Raw genomic sequence first — 20806 nt, forward strand, 5'->3', positions numbered from 1 at the left:
CCATTTTTTTCAGATCAAACCAGAACATCATCGCCTGTTTCCTGTCTCATCCCGGGCATTCTGCCCACCATGATGCAGCGGGAACAGACCGGCCCAACCGTCACGTTCACCGTTCATCATGAATATGAAGATTCACCGCACTCTTTTGATTATGTTTGCCTGGCTTACCAGTCTTATGACTTCCATTGCCCAACTTGCGGATCGAGCTGCCCACGATGAAGCGTGTGAACGGATCAAAGAGCGCTACAACGCCGGAGACTATGCTGCCTTGTACAAGATGCTTTCGGCGGAGTTTCAGGAGCAGTTGAGCCTGGAAGCGACGGAGAAGTTCTTTGGCACTTCTCTGCGCGAGCCGTATGGCGAGTTCACGGCGATTACCTTTGCCTTCGCCGACAAGGAGACTCGTGTCTATGAAGTGCAGGGGGCGAAAGGCGTCTGCACGTTGCGACTGGTGGTGGACGGGCAGGGGAAGATCGGGGGAATGATCTTTCGCCCAGGCAAGCCGAAGGCTCCTGCCGGGCAGGCCCTGCGCGCTGAGCCGAAGCATGACAATCCCCTAAAAACAGCGACGGACAAGAAGGTGCACGAGGCGGTGCTGGAGTTTTATCTCAAGAGCAAGGTGCCCTGCCTGACGGTGGGAGTGCTGGAAGACTGGGGGACCCAGATTTACAACTATGGGGAGACGTCTCCCGGCAGTGGCAAATTGCCCAGCGGTGAGACGATCTACGAGATCGGATCCATTACGAAGACCTTCACCGCGCTGCTGCTGGCTCAGGCGGTGGTGGAAAAGAAGGTGGCGCTGGACGCGGACATCCGCCCTCTGCTGGGACCGGGAGAATGGAGCCATCTGGCGAAAAAGAACCAGCCGATCCGGCTGGTGCAACTGGCCAACCACACCTCCGGCCTGCCGAGACTGGCGGATGACATCGACAAGCAGCAGGGCTACAATCCTCAGCAACCCTATGCGAATCATGACTGGAAGATGATTGCGGCATTTCTGGAGCGGGTTTCCTTGAACTCCGAACCGGGGGTGCATGAGGAGTATTCCAATCTGGGCGCGGCGGTGCTGGGGCGCACGATGCAGAACGTGTGGGGAAAGTCCTATGCCACATTGGTGGAAGAGCGCATCTGCCGGCCGCTCAAGCTGGCAGATACCATGGTGGGAACCCGCGATCCGGCGAGAATGGTGCCGGGATATGATGAAAAGGGGACTGAGACGCCAGCGTGGACTCTAGGAGACTGGGCTCCTGCCGGTGGTGTGCGTTCGACCATGAAGGACATGTTGGTGTACCTGGAAGCTCACCTGCATCCGCGCGACGAGGCGGTGCGACTGGCTCTCACCAAAACCACGGGACAGGGGCGTGAAGCGGCCGCGCTGGGCTGGCAACTCACCCGCCTAAAGAATGGGGATGAGCTCACCTGGCACAATGGCGGGACGTTTGGGTTCAGCAGCTTCTGCGGGTTTGTTCGCAACCGGGATTTTGGAGTGGTGGTGCTGAGCAATTCTGGAGAGTCGGTGGATGGCTTGGCGGCCAAGGTATTGAGGAAGTGAGGGTTTAGCTTGCGTGTTGGCTCATGAACTGAGCGGGATGGAGGCTTGGTGAGTGGGATTTGATGGAGAAGCGGTCAACATCTGGATGCGAAGCATCTTTAGGACTGCGGCGAGAGTCGCCGCTTTTGGGAGTCCTGTGTCGGTGGAAATGCCGGATGAACGGAGCGGAGGATGTGGGCTTCGGTGGGGAACGAAGGGTTCAAGTAAATCACAAGACCCAGCCAAAGCGGTGATTCTCACCGCAGTCCCAAAATCCCGCTGCGCGGGATCAGCTGTTGGGGGGTGTTGAGGTGGATTGGGCGTTGTGGGAGCTTGCGGTGTTGGAGGGGGGGGCTGCTGAGTCGCCGGATCAGGCAACCCACAGGATTTTTTTCTCCAAAGAACCCGATCAAAATCGGTGCTGGACTCGTTTCCGTGGGCAACTGTTACGTTGCCATCGGGATCTCCGCCTTCTATCCTCCGCATGCATCACGTCTCTTTCCTTCAAGACCTCGCTGTTGTGATGATTGTCGCGGCGGTGGTCACGATTATTTTTCGTCAGCTCAAGCAGCCGGTGGTGCTGGGATACATTCTGGCTGGCCTGATTATCGGGCCGCATACTCCGCCGTTCCCGCTGATCTCAGATCAGCATACCATCGAGACGTTATCCGAGCTGGGGGTGATCTTCCTGATGTTCGCGCTTGGGCTGGAATTCAGTCTCAGGAAACTGACCCAGGTCGGAGTCACGGCGCTGGTGGCGGCGGCGTTTGAGATCCTGTTTATGGTATGGGTCGGCTATCAGCTGGGGCTGGCCTTCGGGTGGAACACCATGGACAGCGTGTTCCTCGGAGCCATACTCTCCATTTCCTCGACCACGATCATCATCAAGGCGCTCGAGGAGATTGGGAAGACCAGGGAGCGGTTTGCCCAGCTCATCTTCGGCATCCTGATCGTGGAAGACATCCTGGCGATCCTCATGATCGCGATGCTGTCAGCCTTTGCCACGACGGGTGAGTTGGGAATCGGTGAGGTGGCGGCTACGGTGGGGCGCTTGAGCGCCTTCCTGGGAGTGTTGCTGGTGGCTGGCCTCATCCTTGTGCCGCGACTTCTGAACTATGTGGCCAAGTTCAAGAGCAATGAGATGCTGCTGGTGACCGTGACGGGCTTGTGCTTTGGCGTCTCGCTCCTGGCGGTGAAGCTGGGTTACAGTGTGGCGCTTGGAGCGTTCCTCATCGGTGCCATCATCGCGGAGGCCCGGCAGATCGCGCAGATCGAGGACCTGATGCATCCGGTGCGGGATCTCTTCAGTGCGGTATTCTTTGTGTCCATCGGGCTGCTCATTGACCCTGCCCTGCTGGCCCAGTACTGGCTGCCCATTCTGGTCATCACGCTGGCGGTGATCGTGGGGAAGGTTCTGACGTGTTTCTTCGGCACCTTCATTGCGGGCAATGACCTGAAGTCATCCATGAGGGTGGGCATGGGGCTGGCGCAAATCGGGGAGTTCTCCTTCATTATCGCCGCGCTGGGGTTGTCGCTGAAGGTCACGAGCGGTTTCCTGTACCCCATCGCGGTGGCGGTGTCAGCGTTGACCACCCTGTCCACGCCCTACCTCATCCGCAGTTCCGACTCTGCGGTGGGGTTGCTGGTCAGGTGGATGCCGCCGGGGCTTATGGCCTCGCTGAATGCCTATACGGAATGGGTGGGCGGACTTTCCGCGAACCGTGGAAGGAAGTCCGCCGGGGTGTTCCTGCGCAAGTGGGGGTGGCAGATTGCGTTGAACCTCCTCTTGATCGCGGCGGTGTTCATTGCGGCGGTTTACTTCAAAGACCATGGCCGGGACTGGGCCTGGGTGCCGGAGATTCCTGGGGGGCAGAATGGGTGGAAGGGAGCCATCTGGCTCGCGGCCATGGTGGTAAGTCTGCCCATGATCATTGCGGCGGTGCGGAAGTGGCAGGCCTTTGGCATGCTGGTGAGTGAGATGAGTGTGAGCCGCGCCGCGGGCGGTGAACGTACCCCGGCCATCCGCGCGGTCATTTCCCAGACGCTCTTCGTGGCCGGCTGTGCCGGGCTGGTGCTGTACCTGCTCGTGCTGAGCTCCGCGCTCCTGCCTTCCACGAACCTGCTGGTAGTGCTGGCGGTGGTGCTGGCCGGTACGGCAGTGCTGCTGCGCCGGGCTTTCATCAGGGTGCACTCCAAGGCCCAGATCGCACTGCAGCAGACGCTGAGCGAGCCTCCTGATCAACGGGAGGTCGGAGTCTCAGGGCACGGGCACGGGCAGGTGGTGGAGGCTCCAGTGCTGCCTCCGCTGTTGCGCGAGGCTCAACTGGTGATGGTTCAGGTCATTGAAGGCTCGCCCGTTGCTGGCAAACTGATTGCGGAGATTCAGCTGCGCACTTTGACCGGCGCAAGCATTGTGGGGATTGAGCGGGTAGCTGAAGGGGCCAATGTGATCAACCCGGGGGTGAGCGAAGAGCTGAAGGCCGGTGACACCGTGTTGTTGCTCGGAACTGAGGGGCAAATCGTAGAAGCCAGGAGGGTGTTTGGGGGGTAGGTTCTTGGTTCTTTCTCTGCGTGTTGGCTCATGAACCGTGCGGCTGAACCCATTCGCGCCCTGAAAACTTCAAACTGAAAACTCTCACCCGTACTTCACCCACGCGCCGCCGCCGCCGCAATGAGGGCCGCCGAGGCGGGTCTGGTTTTTGGCCGGAAGTTCGGGCAGGATCCAGACAGTCTGGCTGCGCTTGCGACGGAGGGTCTTGAGACCCAGGGAGGTCAAAATGCCCAGGACAATGAGACCGCCGAGCGACCATGCTGCGGCGGGCCAGGATCGGCCCCAGATGTCCCGGGCCTGATCCAGCAACGGTAGGGCCTCTGGAGGGGAGGGGGGAGAAACTTCGGGCATGGGATCCTGCTGGGCAGCCTGCAGCACGGGAGGAGGCTCCGGTTGGGCTGCTGCCCGGAAAGCACCCGGGTAGGCGCGTTCCATCCAGATGAGCCGGATGGAGAGCTGGGTGGCAAAGCGCTGCAACTGCTCCTCTGGCTCAGTGGCCTGAAGTGAGTCCGCAACGCAGGCGCGCAACAAGGTCTGCAGGTAGCTGGCTGGTACCACGGCAGTGACCTTGTGACTCATGAAGAGGCGTGACCGGAGGGGCTGGCCCAAAGCGTAAACCACCAGGCACTGGTGACCTTCCAGGAGACGACCTCCGGCGATCCGTGCGAGGTCCATGCCAGCGGGAAGTTTCTGGTTCTCGTCCAGCAGCAGCATGTTGGCAGTCATGGCCGACTCCTCGGCGTGGTAGCTCAGCAGTCGGCGGAGCGTTTCCCCCTGGGTCTCTGGCAGGACGGGATTGGGATCAAAGAGGTGATCGTCAGAGTCGGAGGACTCGCATTTGGCGAGGAAATCCGGCCCCACTTCGATGAGACGACGGGGGGCGGCGAGCAGTGGCGGAGGGCTGGGGGCTGGCTTGGGTTTGGTCTTGTTGCCCTTGGGGATGAAAAAGAAGAATCCGTCGAAGGCGCTCTTGGGGGCGGCAGGGGCGGTGGAAGCGGTGCTGTTGCCCATGCTGTCCATGCCTTCCATCTCGCGGATGAAATTCATGTCGTTGGGCAGGAGGGCGTTCTCCATCGGAGCGCCGTCCTCAGCAGGCAGGGCGCTGATCCCGTCCGCCGCGGTCCACTTGGGCAGAGGCAGCGTGTCCTCCTCTGCGGCACCGTGCAGGGACACGGTGGCGAAGAGAGTGAGGTGCAGGATGGCGAGCCGGGAGCGCACGAGTGGGAGGTAAGGGGATGCGGTTTCGGTGGAGTCTTCTAAATGTAAGGGAGGTCGTCACTGTCCCGTTCGCGATCTCGATCTCGCTCCCGGTGCCGCCATTCGAAATCGGCTTCCCGGACCGGGGGCGCGCTGTCGGCGGGGCGGAGTGAGCGAAGGCCGGAGCGGCCCATAAACTCCTGGGTGGAGCCCGGAGCTTCGAGATTGCTGGAAGCTTGGGTGGGTTTCCCGGCGTGGCGCAGCAGTTTGGCCACCTTGCTCAGAGCAGAGGTCACCGCGCTGACCAACTCCCCGTGCCAGAGGGGAGTGCGGATGGTCTGAAGCACCTTTTGCAGCTTCTTGGTGGTCAGGAGGGGTTCGAGGGCGTAGCCGACGTTGATGCCGGCACACTTCCCCACCGGATCCACAATGAGGAGAACAGCGAACTCATTGAGCTTTTTAAGCTCCTCATTGTTGAAGGCGGCGTGATTCAGGAGCCAAAAGCTGAGCTCGCCTGGGGAAAAGGAGGGGGGCAACACCCCGAAGTAGACCGCGAAGAAGACTTGAGGAAAATCGGCCTCCAAATCTTCGAGGTATTCATCGATCGCCTGGGCATCCCGGAGCCGGAGGCAGTTCGCGGCATCAGTGAGCCGGTCCAGCTGGACGAGTTTGTGGCCGAAGGTGCCAATGACGGCCGCCAGCGAGAACGCACAACCGCCGCACTCGGCCTGGGCCGGTTCGACGGGGGAGCCGCAACGAGGGCACGTCATCATCTTAACTATGAAAAATAATGTAACAGTGTTAAATTATCAATCTCCATCCGCAGAGGTTGAGGTAGAGACTGTTACAATATCGTCTGTCAGGCCACCTTTTGCGGCTCTTGCATTGACAATTCTCTTCAAAAACAGATAATTTGCCGGAATTAGGAAAGGAATCTGCTTCCCTTCGTTCTCTCTCTTGACTATGAAAACAGCCTCCATTGCGCTTATTTTGGCGACCGCTGGCCTCGTTGGCGACGCTGCGGCCGCTTCTTGGCCGCGCCTCCCTTCCGCGGGCTCCCAGCCGATTGATCTTGCCAACACTGCCATCCCCGGCACCGTGGTTAGCAGCAGCCAGGGGATTGGCCAAGCTTCCTCCCTACTGGCTGCGGATCCTGTTGCAGGTTCCAGCGTTCCCGTAGGAGCGAGCGAGGTGGTGATCCGCCTTTCGAAGCAATACACGATCAATACCGCACGCTTCCTGAGTGATGGCGTAGAGGGCAAGGTCACGGTGTCCGGCAGTGCCGACGGCAATCAGTGGACCGGCCTTGGCCAGATGGAAATCAAAGCCAGCGACCGCCTTGTCCCGGTGAGCTTTGCCGGAGCGCAGGTGAAGTTTGTGAAGCTTTCCATTCAGGCTTCCCAGAACGGTGTGATCCGCAGCTTGGCGCTGTACGGTTCCGCGAAGACCAGCGACTTCCATTTGAAGTTCTCGGAGAGCTCCAACGCTTCGGGGTTGAACCTCGCTGACGGCGTGGGTGGTGCTCGCGTTATCTACGCCTACCCGACCCCGACGAACGCAGGTGAGAAGGAAGCTTCGACGAACGTCTTCCATTTCCCCGCCTCAGGTGAAAAGTACCGCACGGTCATCTATGATCTGAGCGCTCCTCGCAAGCTGAAGCAGTTCACGGCTATCTACACGGCTACTCCGGTGCGCCTTGAGGTGTTCGCCTTCAATCAATTGGCTGAGAAGAAAGATTGGCGTGGCAAGCTCGCGTTTGACGCAGCCCTGCTTGACTCCTCCACTCCGGTGGCCGTGGGTCAGGATGCGCGTGGCTTGGGCAACATCAAGCTGACGCCCAGCAAGACGGTACAGGCCCGCTATATCGCCCTTCGCTTTGAGCTCGGGGCTGGCGGCAATGCCTCCGTGGGGGGCACCGTGTCCGACTTCCTGCAGTTCGCCATGCTTCCTGTGGATGGCGTGGTCAGCTTGCTGAATCCTACTGAAGCTTCCCAACACGTCGCTGCTGATGGTAACGGCGGATTCACCGTGACTGGCATCGGCCTCAACGCCGCTGGCGAAGGCAACTATGAGTCTTCCGGCAACGAGCAGGGTGACGAAGAGAACAAGGAAGACGAGAACAGCGAAGACAAGCCTGACATTGAAGATCAGAAGGCTCTCTGGAGCCAGTTCGCTGGCAATTACGGTGCCTTCAACATGATGACGGGGCCGCGCGGTGCTACCGGCGGTGCAGCTGGCAGCGTGGAAGGCAACGGCGGTGGCGATGGTGGCAACAGTGGCGGCGGTGGTGATGGTCCCACGATCAACATCAATCCGACGAATCCGCCTTCCGACACGGCCCTCTAAAGATGGGCGCCAGAAGCGAGTGACCTGATTTTAAAACCGCAGTCAGCAGTGACTGCGGTTTTTTGTTTCTTAGTGCAGAAGAGTGGAGGCGCTTGGACGTTTGCCCTGCCTGTTTTCCGCGGGTGAATCAGCATGGAATGCTGAAGAACCATCCTTGGACGGGACTTCATTTCTGATGCCCTCGTTCGCCCTGCTCACATCCGGGGGCAATTCTGACTGATATCTTTACTGGATTCTCCGTATCCCTTTCGCAACATTACCAGCCCGCGGCTTTCTAAACTGCGCGGGGACTGGTGGCGTGGTCGCGAGTCTTCTCATATTTACCTGCCTTCAGTTCTGCGCACTATTACCATTCGTTCATCTGCTTCGGTGCGTTCATCATCCGGTTTCCCTTTCATCCTCATGTCAGTGTTTTCCCATTCTCTACCGCCTGTATTGCGACACCTGGCACTGGGAGGGGTGGCTGTAATGGCCGTAAGCGGGTGGGGTGGGGCACCAGTATGGGCCCAAGGCCAGCCAGCAGTTGATGCTGCTCCCGCTGCGGCTGCCCCGGCTGGGAAGTTCCTTCCTGGATCTCTTGATGAACCGGTTCAAGTTCTGCTGAAGAACAGCTTGGGTATGAGCTTCTCCACCGTACCCGGTACGCCGGTGCTTTTCGCGCGGTGGGAGACGCGGGTGTCGGATTTCGAGGCGTTTTTGAAAGCCACAGGGCGGGTGTGGAATCATCCGCCGTCATTTACCCAGACCGGCGATCATCCGGTGGTCAATGTGACCCTTCAGGAAGCGCTGGCGTTTTGCAACTGGCTCACGGAAAAGGAGCGTGCCGAGGGTACCCTGGATGCGAATCAATCCTACCGTTTGCCGACAACGTACGAGTGGACCACTGCCGTGGGACTGGCTGTAGGGCGGGTGACGGATCTAGCCGTTTCCCAGCGGGTGATGGACAAGGAAGCGCATCCGTGGGGGCCGGACTGGCCGCCGCCCGCGGATGCTGGGAACTACAACTCCCGGGAGATCAACGGTTCTGACGATGGCTATACCCATACCGCCCCGGTGGGGAGCTTCCGCCCGTCCAAGGAAGGGCTCTATGATCTCGGCGGGAACGTGTGGGAGTGGACTTGGGTGAACGAACTCACTGCTCAAAGCAACGGCGTGCTTCGTGGTGGTTCGTGGATGTACTTCCGGCCGGAGACGCTGCTTTCTGCCTATGAATACAAGGTCTCTGGGGAGCTCCGGGCCCCCAGTGTGGGTTTCCGCTGCGTGATGGAGGACAAGCGACGGAGCTCGGTCTTCCTGACGGAGACGGACAAGGCGAACAAGGCGGCTGCCCAGGCCCGCCGGGAGCAGTTGACAGCCACGCCTTCCGTCTCGGCGGAGGATGTGAAGCGTCGCATGGCGGAAATGGCAGGACGTAACCCAGATGGCACGGTGGCCGTGCGGCAACTGCCGGATGTGAAGTCCTTGAAAGCAGCTTCGGCAGGCAAGCCTTATACGAACACGCTGGCGATGAACCTGCTGCCCCTGGATGTGGCAGGCACCAGCCGGAAATTGCTGAGTGAGACGGAAGTGCGGGTGCAGGACTACGAGCTGGCTCTGGCGCAACAAGGCAAGAGCTGGACAAACAAGCCTCCCTTCGCGGTGCGGGAAAATCACCCGATCGTGAATGTGACCTGGACTGAGGCGGTGGATTTTTGCAAGTGGCTCACGGAGCATGACCGTACTGCGGGGCTGATCCCGGCCAATGCAACCTATCGCCTGCCGACGGATGCCGAATGGAGCGAAGCGGTGGGTCTGAAAGATGAGAAGGGTTCCACGCCAGCGGAGAAGCATCTGGCTGACAAGGTGCACTATCCATGGGGAGACTCCGCCACGCCGCCCCCTTACAGCGTGAATCTGGACACTTCCCGCATGCACGGCTATCAGGACAGCCACTCCTACACCTCCCCCGTGGCGAGCTTCACTGGGGATGCCGGCAGGTTCAAGGACCTGGCTGGGAATGTCCTGGAGTGGTGCCAGGATGAGTGGCCGGGCGCGACAGGGGAGCGCACGCTGCGCGGTAGTTCGTGGCTGACTTCGGAGCCGGAGGCGCTCCTTTCCTCGTACCGCAGCCACTTGCCGGCAGACTCGGTCAGGCCGCATGTGGGCTTCCGCGTGCTGCTGGATCTGGGATCTCCCTAAAGAAAAAGACCGGTCTGCCTGACAGACTGCCAGAGACGGGAGTGCCCGCTGGCGGAACGAGAGGTGGACAGGGAAAGACACGTTGAAAGCCATCGCCCCTAAAGCCAGGAAAACTGAAGTCGCCAGAGATGTCCGGAGGAACTACACCGCAGCCCCCTACACCCGCACCCTCTGATCCTCCGGAGGGCGGTGCTTCCGTGTCGCCTTCATCCGGACCTGGAAAGGAAAAGTCGGTGGTGGACGGTCAGCCTGCTCGCGGGGTCAGTTCTGGCGGAGCCACGGGCGCCAACAAGGTCGCAGCTTCTTCGTCTGGTTTGGGAATGGCGTCGACCGTCTCCTCGGCAGTGATTATGCCGGGTAGATTGCCTTCCCAGCGCGGAGGGGGGCGCCGATTCTGGCGGCGTTGGTGGAAATGGCTGACGGCGCTGGTGTTCGTGTTGGGAGCCATTGTGGCGGCGGCATTGGTGGGACGTCCGCTCTATCATGCGTGGGAGCGCCGCGAGGCTTTGGCCATGGTGGCGCAGGCGCGGCATCATCTGGATGCTGAGCGCTGGGAAGAGGCCTCGAAACTCCTGGGGGAGGCTTATCAAAAATCTCCGGACCAGGAGGAGGTGCTGCGTGCGCTCATGGAGCTGATACGCCGGACCAGCCCTAGTGCGGAGCGGCAGCTGTTCTTCTTGCGCCAGCTCAGTGCCGGTGGTCACTCCACTACGGAGGATCAAGTGCGGATGGCTGAGAGCCATCTGGCCTTGCGTCAGCCGGATGAAGCCAGGCAGCTGCTGGAGAAGATGTCTCCGGCTGACAAGGAAGGGCGTTATGGGCTGGAACTGAGGTCTCTGCTGGCTCGCGCGGACGGCAGGCAGGCGGAGGCCCTGGCACTGCTGCGCAGTTCGTGGGAGAAGGCACCAGAGGACCCAGAGTGCCGGTTGCGTCTGGCGACGCTGGACTTGAGAAACCCTTTCAAGGAGGTGCAAGAACGGGCGGAGGACCAGGTGTGGGCCGTGGCGCGGGGGAAGGATCGTGCCGCATTGCTGGCGATGGAGCTGTTGTCAGGGCAGGCAGGAGTCGCCATCCCACTTACTCCTGCGGAGGCGGATGAGCTGTGGAAGCTGGTGCGGGATCACCCCTTCGCTTCTCCCCGGCGTGAGCTGGCGGTGCTGGGGGCGTATGTGAAGGCGCGACCTGAGAAGCGGGATGTGATGATCGAGGAGGAGGCCACGCGGCTGGAAGGCCGCCCGCTGGAGGACCGAATGGACTTCCTGCGCTGGCTGGCAACGAGCGGGGACCACGAGCGCTTTCTCAAGCTGGTGCCACGGGACAAAGCGCTTCTGATGCGGGAGTTGTTTCCTCTTTATGTGGAGGCCCTGGCGGGCTCCGGCCGCTGGCAGGACTTGAAGGATACGATGAACCGGTCCGCCATCATGCCGCTGAATGCGGCGGAGAAGGCGTTGCTGCAGGCCCGCCTGGCTCGCGGGCTGGGGGAGCCGGTGGAGACTGTGAAAGGTTATTTCCGGGAGGCCTGCCGTCATGCCGGTGCCATGCGGGACTATCGCGGCCTCTTGCGGGCCGCCGCATTCTCGGAGGACGCTGGGTTTGCCGACGTGGCGCTGGAGGCTTACCGGTCGGCGGCCGCATCGTCAAAGGACCCGGCGGTGATGGAGCGCCTCCTGCAACTGCAACAGCAGCGGGGGCAGGGCGCCGAGGCCATCCTGGCGACGGTGGAGGATCTCCTCAAAGCTCAGCCGAACTCCCGTGACCAGCAGGCGGCGCGCTTCTATCTCAAACTGCTGCTGGGGCGTGAGATGGAGGTCTGCGGTTTTGAATCCAGGCAAAGTGAGGCCGAGGGATTGCTTACCCCCAATGCTGCTGCGTTTGTGGGGGCGTTTTCAGCTTATCGCGAGCTGGACTTGTCGAAGGTTCGTTCCCTGACGGCAAAAGTTGACGCAGAAGCTCTGCCCACCGGTCAGCGTGCCGTGCTGGCTGGCCTGCTGGCGGATTGCGGAGAGGCCGCCCGGGCCTTTGCGATTGCGGAGAAGATTTCGCCGGTGCTATTGATGCAGGAGGAGGCAGCGTTTTTGCGGAAGGCGCTGTAGGAGGCGGCTTCCTCTCCCTTCATCGCGCCACCACCGGAGATTGCCCCCTGGCAAGCAGAGTGATTTTCCCGGAATAGGGCCGGAGCAGACAGATTTGGTCTTTCCCCAACTGGAAGATCACCAGGTCATCGCTGACCTGGGTGGCGTGGCGCACATGCCACATGGCGAAGGGAGTCTCCAGGGCGAAATGGAAGGGGCGGGAGCCCCACTTCCTGATTCCTTCATTGGCGTACGACCCCACCTGGTAGCTGTCTTCGGCACCCGCTGATGGTGCCATCCTGCTTGCGGGGCCGCGATTGGGGGAGGGGCCGGGGGAGGGCATGTCGTGAGCCACCTCGGGCTCCACGCCGGCATCGGAGGAGAAATTGGCCAGCAGTGTCTGCAAGTGCCATTCCTCCACTTGTTTGCGGTTTGAGCCGGTCAAAAGCATGAGATCGAAACTGCGCGGGGTGGTGGGCAGGGCGTAGAGGTGTCGACCCTGTTCAGCGGGGAGTGCTGGCAGGGATTTCACCATGACGGGCGGGGTCCCTGTGAGATCGGTCTGCAGCACTTGATTTCCTTCTGGAGAGAGGAAATACAGACGGAGGTCCTTGGGGGTATCCGAGGTGTTTGGGGCTGCGATCTCGAGCTGGGTTAGCATGCTCGTGCTGCTGGAGCTCAAGTAGAGGACGGCCAGCGGCGGGTAACTGATGGTGTTGACCAGAAGCACCCCCAACAGGGTGGACCGAACAGGATGGGAGCGTTTGCGCAGGCCCAGCCAGATGAAGGGGGATTCCACCACCAAGGTGAGCATGAAGGCCAGAAAGACGCCCTGCCACAGCCAGGTGTGAAGGTTCGTGATGTTTACGTCTGCTGTCCCGGGGAAATGGTGTGGGAAAATCCACGCCCCCAGCCAGGCGGAGGCATAGTTGGCCAGGAGTTCGTATCCGACTGCAGTGAGTCGCCGAATCTTGAAGCATGCCGCCAGCAAGAGGCCCTCGAAGAGGGCGATCACCGCGTTGCCGATGAACAGATGAAGCAAGGTCATCCACATCAGTGGTGTGCCCATGTTGGCGAAAACGATGTCGGGAAGATGCAGGTGGGCGAGCATCTGGCTGGGGTTTTTAAGGGCTTTCAGGAGGCTTGGAAAGCTTCAAAGTGCGTTGAGCCTTCCACCCCGTGTCGCCGGGATGCTTGGGCGAGCACCTGCCAGCTTACTGGCTGAGTCCCCGTCCGGCCGGGAAGAGATCCAAGGGGAGGTTGGGTGGCCCCCCAATGCGCATGAGGCGGTTCAGGGGGCGCGGTACCAGACGTTCCCCACGCCAGAGAGTTCTCTCATTTCGGTGTAGTCCTCGTTGAACACGCATTCGCCCTGGGAGTTGGGGCTCCAGATCAGAAAGACTTTGTTTTTACCCGCCACGTTGAAAGTGATCTCATGGTTCTTGCCTTTGAACTTGCCGTCTTCGGTGAAGATTCGGGCCTCAGCCTTTCTATTCCCCGGTTGCCATTCCGTGCCTATGAGAAAGAGACGGAGCTGGACGTCGGTGGTGGGGAGGAGAGTATGTTTGTCCCCCTTGGACTGGAGCTCTGCTGTTTCCACGCGGAGTTGCTCAAGCAAGGACTCGAGACGGACCAGTTCCGCTGTTTTCTTTTGCATTCGGGCTTGGGTCACAGCCCCCTCCAACCAGCGCATGAAGTTCTGGTTTTCCCGAACCAGAGCTTGGCCCCTAGATTTGCGGAAGCCCTCAATGGCGGAGGTCGTTGGATCAGCCCCTTTGAGGGGTGACGCAGTGAGCCCGACTGCCGTCAGGGCAGCGAGAAGTTTGAGGAAGGATCGCATGGACGGATTTTAGCTGACGTTCTCTGAGTGCATAGTCACAATTTTGAGCGTGAGTCCGCTCAAATAGCAGCGCTGGTGAGGGCTCTTTGCCGTGGCGGCGGGAATTTCTTCAACACCAGTGGGCGCCCTGGGTGTTCACGTAGACGCTGTAGAGGGATTGGCTTGCAGTGATGAAGAGGCGGTTCCGTTTTGGTCCTCCAAAGCAGATGTTGCTGCCGGTCTCTGGCAGGCGGATGAGGCCGATGAGCTGGCCTTCGGGGTTGAAGATGTGGACCCCGTTGTAGCCTTCGCCTGCCCAGCCGGCGCTGGCCCAAATGTTACCATCCACGTCGCAGCGCACGCCGTCAGAGCCTCCGTTTTTGAGCCGGTACTGCTCTTCCTTGTTCCACGAACCACGGGTGTACTTGGGGCCGCCTTCATAGAGTTGCCAGTCGGTATTGGCATTGGCAACGAGCACGCTCGATTTCCCCAGCTTGGTGCCATCCCCCTGCACTTCGTAAGTGACGATGTTCTTGGCGGAGCCGGTGTCCACGACATACAGCTTTTTGTAGTCGGGGCTAAAGCAGAGCCCGTTCGGGCGTTCGGCCTCGTCGGTTACTTTTTCCACCTTTCCGCCGGGATCAATCCGGTATACGGCGGTCTTGAGCTGGAGCTCACCCTTGTTGCCTTCATAGTCACCCATGCTGCCGTAGCCGGGATCGGTGAACCAGACGCCACCGTCAGGGTGGACGACGACGTCGTTGGGGGCGTTGAAGGGCTTGCCGTCGAAGGTGTCTGCCAGGACGGTGATTTTGCCATCCAGTTCGTAGCGGGCGACTCGACGGGTGCCGTGCTCCGCGCTGACTTGACGGCCGTGGGTGTCGAAGGTGTTGCCGTTGCTGTTGTTGGAACTGCGCAACGTGCTGACGTGGCCGTCCTCAGGCAGATAGCGCATCTGGGCGTTGTTGGGGATGTCACTCCAGACGAGATAGTTGCCCGTGCCATTCCAGGCCGGGCCCTCTGCCCAGAGGCAGCCGGTGTAGAGCCGTTTGATGGGAGTGTTACCGATGAGGTACTTGTTAAAGCTGGGATCGAGTGCCACGAGATCGGGGTCCGGGTAACCAGCGGGCTCGGCATGAGGGCCAAAATCACGAGCCATGGCAGGGGTGGCGGCAGCGAGGACAGAAAGGGAGAGGAAGGTGCGGCGGTTCATGGAGAGAGGAGGGAAAGTGTGAGTGGGATTGGGGGGTGCCTTAGGAAACCGAGTGAGGGAAGGGGTGTCGAGACAAAATAAAACGGCGGGTAGGCGCTGAGGTCTTGCTCTGAGGTCGGCAGACAGGTAGTGATGGGTCGAGTTTTTCGCACTTTTCTGCCGAAGTTATGATCCTCTATCGCACTGCTCAAGGTCCTGTTGTTGAACGTGATGGTCGGTACCTCGCGGTGCCGGTGGCAGATTGGGATGAACTGGTGAATCGGGAGAGCCTCTCGCAGTGGTTGCGTGGGTTGGAGCTGGGGCCAGAGGGAGAGGTTGGCGCCCCTGCGGTGGGGGACTTGCTGGCACCCTTGGGCACGCAGGAGGTGTGGGCTTCTGGGGTGACTTACTACCGGAGCCGGACGGCGCGGATGGAGGAGAGCAAGGAGGCCGGTGGAGCAGATTTTTACCAGCGGGTCTATGAAGCAGACCGGCCGGAGTTGTTCTTCAAGGCCACGCCGTCCCGTGTGGTGGGCCCGGGTGGCGTGATGCACCGTCGCCTGGACTCAAAGTGGATCGTCCCCGAGCCAGAACTGACCTTGGTGATCAACCGGCGCGGAGAAATTGTGGGCTATACCTGTGGCAATGACCTGAGCTGTCGTGACATTGAGGGTGAAAACCCACTGTACTTGCCGCAGGCGAAAGTGTTTGCCCGTTGTGCGGCATTGGGGCCTGGGGTGCTGGTGGCGGAGGGGCCGATGACGCCCGCGACGAGCATCCAGTGTGAGATCTGGCGCGCGGGTGCGTCAGACCCGGTGTTCCGTGGGGAGACAACGCTGGCGCAGATGAAACGCACTCCGGAAGAACTGGTGGGATGGCTGTTCAAGGAGGAGAGCTTTCCTGCAGGCTGCTACCTCATGACTGGGACCGGTGTCGTGCCTCCGGATGACTTTTGCCTTCAGCCCGGGGATGAGGTGAAGATCACGATCGAGGGCATTGGCACACTGGTGAATGGAATGGATTGAGGAAAAACGGAATTCACCTTTCGGCTGATGTTGATCCGCCTGTGCCATACCTACAACCCTCCCTGGGCCCACATGGCAAAGGCTCTGCTGGGCGCGCATGGGGTGGAGGTAAAGGTGGTGCATGAGCAGGCCATGCACCTGTATGCACCTGGCTCGGTGATGCCGTGCACTCTGCTGGTGGAGGAGGAAGACTGGGCGGATGCGGTGGAGATTCTTAGGGCGGAGCCGGTGGAGGTGGATGCTGCACCGGTGCCGCCGCCCGTGCCCGTGAGCGCGCTCGGGAAGGCAGATGACACTGTTGCGGCGGATGCGCCTGGCCCCGTGGAGGTGAAAGCAGAGGCAGAGGTGGAGTCCCGTGAGCATTATTTCCCAGATCCCATGGCGCTTCTGATGAGTCGGGCGCTGGTGGGCGGTGCCCTGGGAGTGACCGCGATCCTTTTTTCCCTGCTGAGAACGGAAGTCCACGTGAGGGCGTTGAATTCGCTGGGGCACGTGGCCGTGGCCGAGGATGCTGCCGCTGCCATCAATCTGTTTTTAGGACACGTGATCAGCACGCCGCTGGTGCTGGTTTGCGTGCCCGTGCTGATCTGGATTCGCTCGCAGCATGCTGCGTCATTCCGGCTGGGGAAACTGAGGAAAGCAGCCGCGGAGTTGCGGGACGAGGAGGGGTGACGGCGTTCGCCTGACGGGGCGTGTCGATCAACAGGGATTTGGTGCGATTGTGCCGGGCTGTGAGCAAAATGTCCCCAGCGTTTGGAAACGAGCCAGGGACTTTCGACATTCGCTGCTTGAATCCGGGGTTGCCCCGGAGAGACTTGTTTCACCATGCCCATGCTGCCTACCGACGTCCGTATTGTTTCCGCCCAGGTCTATTTTTTGCCAGTCACGCTGCGAGTGCCGCTGAAGTTTGGACCTGAGACGACAACGAGCGTGGTGTGTCTGCGCACCGCAGTGACGGTGCGGGACGAGGCGGGAAAGACGGCTCAAGGCTGGGGGGAGACGCCCCTGAGCGTGTCTTGGACGTGGCCTTCCACAGCAACGACGGTTGCGGATCGCGGGCGGCGCATGAAGGAGTTTTCCCTGATCCTCGGGGAAAAGCTGGCGGCGTTCGAGCAGTGGGGGCACCCACTGGAGATCGGGTATGATTTTCAGAAGCTTGCCCTGATGCCAGCCGTGGCCGAGCACAACACCAAAGAGGGGGGGGAGCCGATGCCCTACTTGGCGGCCCTGGTGTGCCTGAGCGCGTTCGACATTGCCCTGCATGATGCCTATGGAAAGCTGCACGAGCGGGACATCTATGACTGCTATGGGCCGGAGCACGTCTCAAGAGATCTGTCGGAATTCCTAGAGCCTGCGGAGAAAAGCGGGGTGTCGTTCAAGGGGCGCTTCGTGCAAGATTTCTTGGTGCGTCCGGCTCCAACCAAGCTGGCTGTGTGGCATCTCGTGGGTGGGCTGGATCCCCTGGAGACGGCAGATCTAACGGGCAGCGAGCCCAATGACGGCCACCCGGTGACGCTGCTGGACTGGATTGCTCAAGACGGGTTGACCTGCCTGAAGGTGAAGCTGCGCGGTACGGATGCCCGCTGGGACTATGAGCGCCTCCTGCGTGTCGGCCGTTTGGGCCTCGCCAATGGCATGCGCTGGATGAGCGCAGATTTCAACTGCACGGTGGCTGAGCCGGACTACGTGAACGAGATTCTGGACCGCCTGCTTCGCGATGAACCGGAGATTTATGCTCGTACTCTGTATGTTGAGCAGCCCTTCGCCTACGAACTGGAGCATGACATGCTCGACGTTCGCAGCGTTTCAGCGCGCAAGCCGCTGTTTCTGGACGAAAGCGCTCATGACTGGGAGTTTGTGAAACTGGGTCGGTCCCTGGGTTGGAGCGGAGTGGCGCTGAAGACGTGCAAGACCCAGACGGGGGCGCTGCTGAGCCTGTGCTGGGCTAAGGCTCACGGCATGCCGCTGATGGTGCAGGATCTCACCAACCCAATGCTGGCCATCCTGCCGCACGTGCGGCTGGCGGCCCATGCAGGGACCATTCAAGGCGTGGAGTGCAACGCCATGCAGTTCTACCCTGATGCGAGCCTGCCTGAGGCGGCGGTGCACCCTGGAATCTATGCGCGTCGCGGTGGCGTCCTGGATCTCAGCACGTTGGGTGGGCCGGGAATGGGGTATGGATTGGAGAAGATGGTGAGAGAGCTTCCAGAGAGCAGCTCATAGGGGGTAAGTGATGGCACAGGGCCTCGGAATCGAGGCCTGTGCCTGGTGATTGCTTGGAGGCCCGGACGGTCAAAACGGGGGCCACAAAGTGGGCGGCAGGAAAACTGCCGCCCCAGACGTATGATTAGGTGGGGGGCAGAGCGCTTTCGTTGCCCACTTGGCGGCCCCAAGAAGGGGCAAAGCCCTCTATGCAGCCTTTTCGCGTCCATACGTCGAATCCTGAGGGTGTCACAGGCACCAAATCCCGAATATTCGTGCAAAAAGCTGGCGAATTTCTAATAATATTCTTTCGGAATCGTTCAAAACCCGAAGAGGCGATGCGCCCAGCGCTGATGGCCCTTTGGTTTGATTTTCTCCGACCACCGCATTGACACACTGATAACCCAAATGAAAACCAATACTCTGCTTCTCGGACTCGGCGTTGCTGCCCTGTTCGGAACGATGACGGTCTCGGCTGCTACGACCACCCGCGTGTGGACCGACAGTCAGGGCCGTAAAGTCGAAGCCACCTTCGTCAAGCTGGACGGAGACACGGTTTACATCCAGCTGGCCAATGGCACGGTTTTCCCCCTGCCTCTGAACAAGTTGGCTGCGGAAGACCAGCAGATTGCCAAGACGCTGCCTCCGGCAGAAAATGCGAACGCCATGATGGCGGTGCCGACCAACGCTTCCGCAGCTCAAGCGGCAGCGAAGATCGACCAGCTGGTGGAGATGGGCCTGCAGAAGGGCAACATCAAGATGGCTGAAGCTCACAAGAAGCAGGCCGTTGACGACATGAAGGCTGGCAAGCAGGCCAAGCCCTTCCAGCCAGTGGGCCCGAACCCGCTGATGACGGACGAGCAGTTCGTGCGCCGCGTGTACCTAGACGTGGCAGGCCGCATCCCGAACTACGATGAGGCGATGGTTTTCCTGAAGGATGGCGCCGCCGACAAGCGTGCCAAACTGATCGACAAGCTTCTGGATAGCGAAGGCTTCTCGAGCAACATGTACAACTACCTCGCCGAGATGCTCCGCATCAAGGACCGTCTGGACGGGGCCGACTTCGTGCGTGGCACGCCCTACATCCAGTGGATGAAGGATGAGATCAAGAAGAACGAAGGCTGGGACCAGATCGTCTACAAGATGATCACCGCTGACGGCAAGGCTTGGGACAACGGTGCTACCGGCTACCTCCTCCGTGACTCCGGCATGCTGCTGGACAACCTGGCCAACACCTTGACGGTGTTCCTGGGCACGGACGTGTCCTGCGCCCAGTGTCATGACCACCCCTTCTCGGACTGGACCCAGCGCCAGTTCTACGAAATGGCCGCCTTCTTCGGTGCCACAAGCACGCAGATGGGCAACAAGGACTTCCCGAACGGCAACCCCACCCGCAAACTGATCGAGGACGCCTCCCAGATCATGGAGAGCAATGGTGTGGACCCTCAGCGATATCGCAACCTGCTCGGCAACGTGCTCGGTGCGAACCGCTACTTGGTGAATGACGTGAGCGAAAACCGCCTCAAGCTTCCCCATGACTACAAGTACAAAGACGGCAACCCTGGTGATGCCGTGGCTCCGAAACTCATCATGTGGAATGAGAAGGACAAGAAGAACCCGGCCTACGATGTGGTGTCCGCTGGTGTCAAGAAGAGCAAGAAGGAAGAAGGCGGCGTGAAGAATGCGGAAAACCTGCGCGACAACTTCGCGAAGTGGATGACGCACCCCTCCAACCCGCGCTTCGCGATGACGATCGCCAACCGCCTCTGGGCTCACACCTTCGGCATGGGCCTCACCCCGACCGTTCGTAACCTCGACCACCCAGAAGAGTCCTACAATCCGGAACTCCTCCAGCACCTCTCCAACGAAATGGTGCGCGTGAAGTTCAACATGAAGGAGTACCTGCGCATCCTCTACAACACCAAGACCTATCAGCGCGAGGCGACGACCGCCGAGCTGGCGATGGGTGAGCCCTACTACTTCCAGGGCCCGGTGCTGCGCCGCATGAGCGCCGAGCAGGCTTGGGATTCCTACATGACCCTGGTGATGGGCAACCCCGACACCGTCAAGAACAACGAGGCTGATCTGTACATGCGCTCCATCGACATGGACCTGACCAACCCGAAACTCACCGCCACTGACGTGCTCCGCAAGGTGAACGCCGTGCAGGAGATCGGCAAGAAGCAGAACGCCATGATGATGGCCGGTGGCGGCCTGGAGATGGCTGGCAAGGACGACGAGATGATGGAAGGCAAAGTGATGAAGTACGGCAACATGAAGTTGATGCGTGCCTCTGAGCTGGAACAGCCCGCCCCTGGCGGTCACTTCCTCCGCGAGTTCGGCCAGTCTGAGCGCATCCTCATCGACGGCGGCTCCAAGGAAGGCAGCGTGCCCCAGGTGCTGATGATGATGAATGGGAAAGCCCAGGAAATGCTCACCAACAAGGATTCCCTCATCTTCCGCAACATGGAGAAGGTAAGCTCCCCCGCCGACAAGGTGGAAGCCATGTTCCTGAGCATCCTCAACCGCCGCCCCACGCTGCGTGAAAAGGACATCGCGAAGAAGCAGCTCGGCTCCAACGGCGACGCAGGTTATGCCAACATGATCTGGGCGCTCGTGAACACTCGCGAGTTCAGCTTCATCCAGTAGTCCCGACCCCTTCAAGATGACGGAGGGGCGGCTGCCCGCCAGGC

The 20806-nt window shown here is 60.4% G+C and carries 14 protein-coding genes; 9 read left to right on the forward strand and 5 right to left on the reverse strand.

Features of this window, described 5'->3' with window-relative positions:
* The first annotated feature begins 175 nt into the window (after positions 1 to 175).
* Both BV106_RS16280 and BV106_RS16285 read left to right on the forward strand, forming a co-directional pair.
* On the forward strand, positions 176 to 1552 hold the full coding sequence (locus BV106_RS16280; protein ID WP_038166437.1) for a serine hydrolase: 1377 nt from the start codon (positions 176 to 178) through the stop codon (positions 1550 to 1552).
* Positions 1553 to 2015: 463 nt separating this feature from the next.
* Positions 2016 to 4082, forward strand: coding sequence for a cation:proton antiporter (locus BV106_RS16285; protein ID WP_038166438.1), 2067 nt, complete (start codon positions 2016 to 2018; stop codon positions 4080 to 4082).
* Positions 4083 to 4166: 84 nt separating this feature from the next.
* Here the strand turns inward: BV106_RS16285 and BV106_RS16290 are convergent, their stop codons facing one another.
* Positions 4167 to 5300 (reverse strand): hypothetical protein, encoded by a 1134-nt coding sequence (locus BV106_RS16290; protein ID WP_038166440.1) that lies wholly within the window; start codon positions 5298 to 5300, stop codon positions 4167 to 4169.
* 38 nt (positions 5301 to 5338) lie between these two features.
* On the reverse strand, positions 5339 to 6052 hold the full coding sequence (locus BV106_RS16295) for a hypothetical protein (RefSeq protein ID WP_038166442.1): 714 nt from the start codon (positions 6050 to 6052) through the stop codon (positions 5339 to 5341).
* A 190-nt stretch (positions 6053 to 6242) separates the two neighbouring features.
* Between BV106_RS16295 and BV106_RS16300 the strand changes: the two genes are divergently transcribed.
* From BV106_RS16300 to BV106_RS16310, 3 genes are all read left to right on the forward strand, one after another.
* On the forward strand, positions 6243 to 7625 hold the full coding sequence (locus BV106_RS16300) for a hypothetical protein (RefSeq protein WP_038166443.1): 1383 nt from the start codon (positions 6243 to 6245) through the stop codon (positions 7623 to 7625).
* Positions 7626 to 8027: 402 nt separating this feature from the next.
* Positions 8028 to 9803, forward strand: coding sequence for an SUMF1/EgtB/PvdO family nonheme iron enzyme (locus BV106_RS35715; RefSeq protein ID WP_081891810.1), 1776 nt, complete (start codon positions 8028 to 8030; stop codon positions 9801 to 9803).
* Between the two features lie 320 nt (positions 9804 to 10123).
* A complete protein-coding gene (locus BV106_RS16310) occupies positions 10124 to 11896 on the forward strand; it encodes a hypothetical protein (protein ID WP_265595752.1) in 1773 nt (590 codons plus the stop codon).
* Positions 11897 to 11915: 19 nt separating this feature from the next.
* Here BV106_RS16310 and BV106_RS16315 read toward each other — a convergent pair whose 3' ends face one another.
* From BV106_RS16315 to BV106_RS16325, 3 genes are all read right to left on the reverse strand, one after another.
* Positions 11916 to 12986: a hypothetical protein gene (locus BV106_RS16315; protein WP_038166447.1), complete on the reverse strand. Its 1071-nt coding sequence runs from the start codon at positions 12984 to 12986 to the stop codon at positions 11916 to 11918.
* A gap of 180 nt (positions 12987 to 13166) precedes the next feature.
* On the reverse strand, positions 13167 to 13715 hold the full coding sequence (locus tag BV106_RS16320) for a hypothetical protein (protein ID WP_038166449.1): 549 nt from the start codon (positions 13713 to 13715) through the stop codon (positions 13167 to 13169).
* A 109-nt stretch (positions 13716 to 13824) separates the two neighbouring features.
* Positions 13825 to 14907, reverse strand: coding sequence for an SMP-30/gluconolactonase/LRE family protein (locus tag BV106_RS16325; RefSeq protein WP_038166451.1), 1083 nt, complete (start codon positions 14905 to 14907; stop codon positions 13825 to 13827).
* 167 nt (positions 14908 to 15074) lie between these two features.
* Between BV106_RS16325 and BV106_RS16330 the strand changes: the two genes are divergently transcribed.
* The 4 genes from BV106_RS16330 to BV106_RS16345 all read left to right on the forward strand — a co-directional run bounded on the left by BV106_RS16330 (position 15075) and on the right by BV106_RS16345 (position 20762).
* Complete coding sequence (locus BV106_RS16330) at positions 15075 to 15911, forward strand: fumarylacetoacetate hydrolase family protein (RefSeq protein WP_038166453.1); 837 nt, start codon at positions 15075 to 15077, stop codon at positions 15909 to 15911.
* 27 nt (positions 15912 to 15938) lie between these two features.
* Positions 15939 to 16583: a DUF2007 domain-containing protein gene (locus BV106_RS16335; protein WP_038166454.1), complete on the forward strand. Its 645-nt coding sequence runs from the start codon at positions 15939 to 15941 to the stop codon at positions 16581 to 16583.
* Between the two features lie 153 nt (positions 16584 to 16736).
* Entirely contained in the window at positions 16737 to 18134 is a 1398-nt protein-coding gene (locus BV106_RS16340) for an enolase C-terminal domain-like protein (protein ID WP_038166457.1), read from the forward strand.
* A gap of 387 nt (positions 18135 to 18521) precedes the next feature.
* Entirely contained in the window at positions 18522 to 20762 is a 2241-nt protein-coding gene (locus BV106_RS16345) for a DUF1549 domain-containing protein (protein ID WP_051945951.1), read from the forward strand.
* Positions 20763 to 20806: the final 44 nt, after the last annotated feature.

The organism is Verrucomicrobium sp. BvORR106, from assembly GCF_000739655.1.
Taxonomy (GTDB): Bacteria; Verrucomicrobiota; Verrucomicrobiia; order Verrucomicrobiales; family Verrucomicrobiaceae; genus Verrucomicrobium.

What these genes read in the sequence shown, in the direction of transcription:
- BV106_RS16325 (WP_038166451.1), bottom strand. Translation starts at nt 14,907, where the DNA reads ATGAACCGCCGCACCTTCCTCTCCCTTTCTGTCCTCGCTGCCGCCACC.
- BV106_RS35715 (WP_081891810.1), top strand. Translation starts at nt 8,028, where the DNA reads ATGTCAGTGTTTTCCCATTCTCTACCGCCTGTATTGCGACACCTGGCA.
- BV106_RS16340 (WP_038166457.1), top strand. Translation starts at nt 16,737, where the DNA reads ATGCCCATGCTGCCTACCGACGTCCGTATTGTTTCCGCCCAGGTCTAT.
- BV106_RS16315 (WP_038166447.1), bottom strand. Translation starts at nt 12,986, where the DNA reads ATGCTCGCCCACCTGCATCTTCCCGACATCGTTTTCGCCAACATGGGC.
- BV106_RS16300 (WP_038166443.1), top strand. Translation starts at nt 6,243, where the DNA reads ATGAAAACAGCCTCCATTGCGCTTATTTTGGCGACCGCTGGCCTCGTT.
- BV106_RS16320 (WP_038166449.1), bottom strand. Translation starts at nt 13,715, where the DNA reads ATGCGATCCTTCCTCAAACTTCTCGCTGCCCTGACGGCAGTCGGGCTC.
- BV106_RS16310 (WP_265595752.1), top strand. Translation starts at nt 10,124, where the DNA reads ATGGCGTCGACCGTCTCCTCGGCAGTGATTATGCCGGGTAGATTGCCT.
- BV106_RS16335 (WP_038166454.1), top strand. Translation starts at nt 15,939, where the DNA reads ATGTTGATCCGCCTGTGCCATACCTACAACCCTCCCTGGGCCCACATG.
- BV106_RS16280 (WP_038166437.1), top strand. Translation starts at nt 176, where the DNA reads ATGACTTCCATTGCCCAACTTGCGGATCGAGCTGCCCACGATGAAGCG.
- BV106_RS16295 (WP_038166442.1), bottom strand. Translation starts at nt 6,052, where the DNA reads ATGATGACGTGCCCTCGTTGCGGCTCCCCCGTCGAACCGGCCCAGGCC.
- BV106_RS16345 (WP_051945951.1), top strand. Translation starts at nt 18,522, where the DNA reads ATGAAAACCAATACTCTGCTTCTCGGACTCGGCGTTGCTGCCCTGTTC.
- BV106_RS16330 (WP_038166453.1), top strand. Translation starts at nt 15,075, where the DNA reads ATGATCCTCTATCGCACTGCTCAAGGTCCTGTTGTTGAACGTGATGGT.
- BV106_RS16285 (WP_038166438.1), top strand. Translation starts at nt 2,016, where the DNA reads ATGCATCACGTCTCTTTCCTTCAAGACCTCGCTGTTGTGATGATTGTC.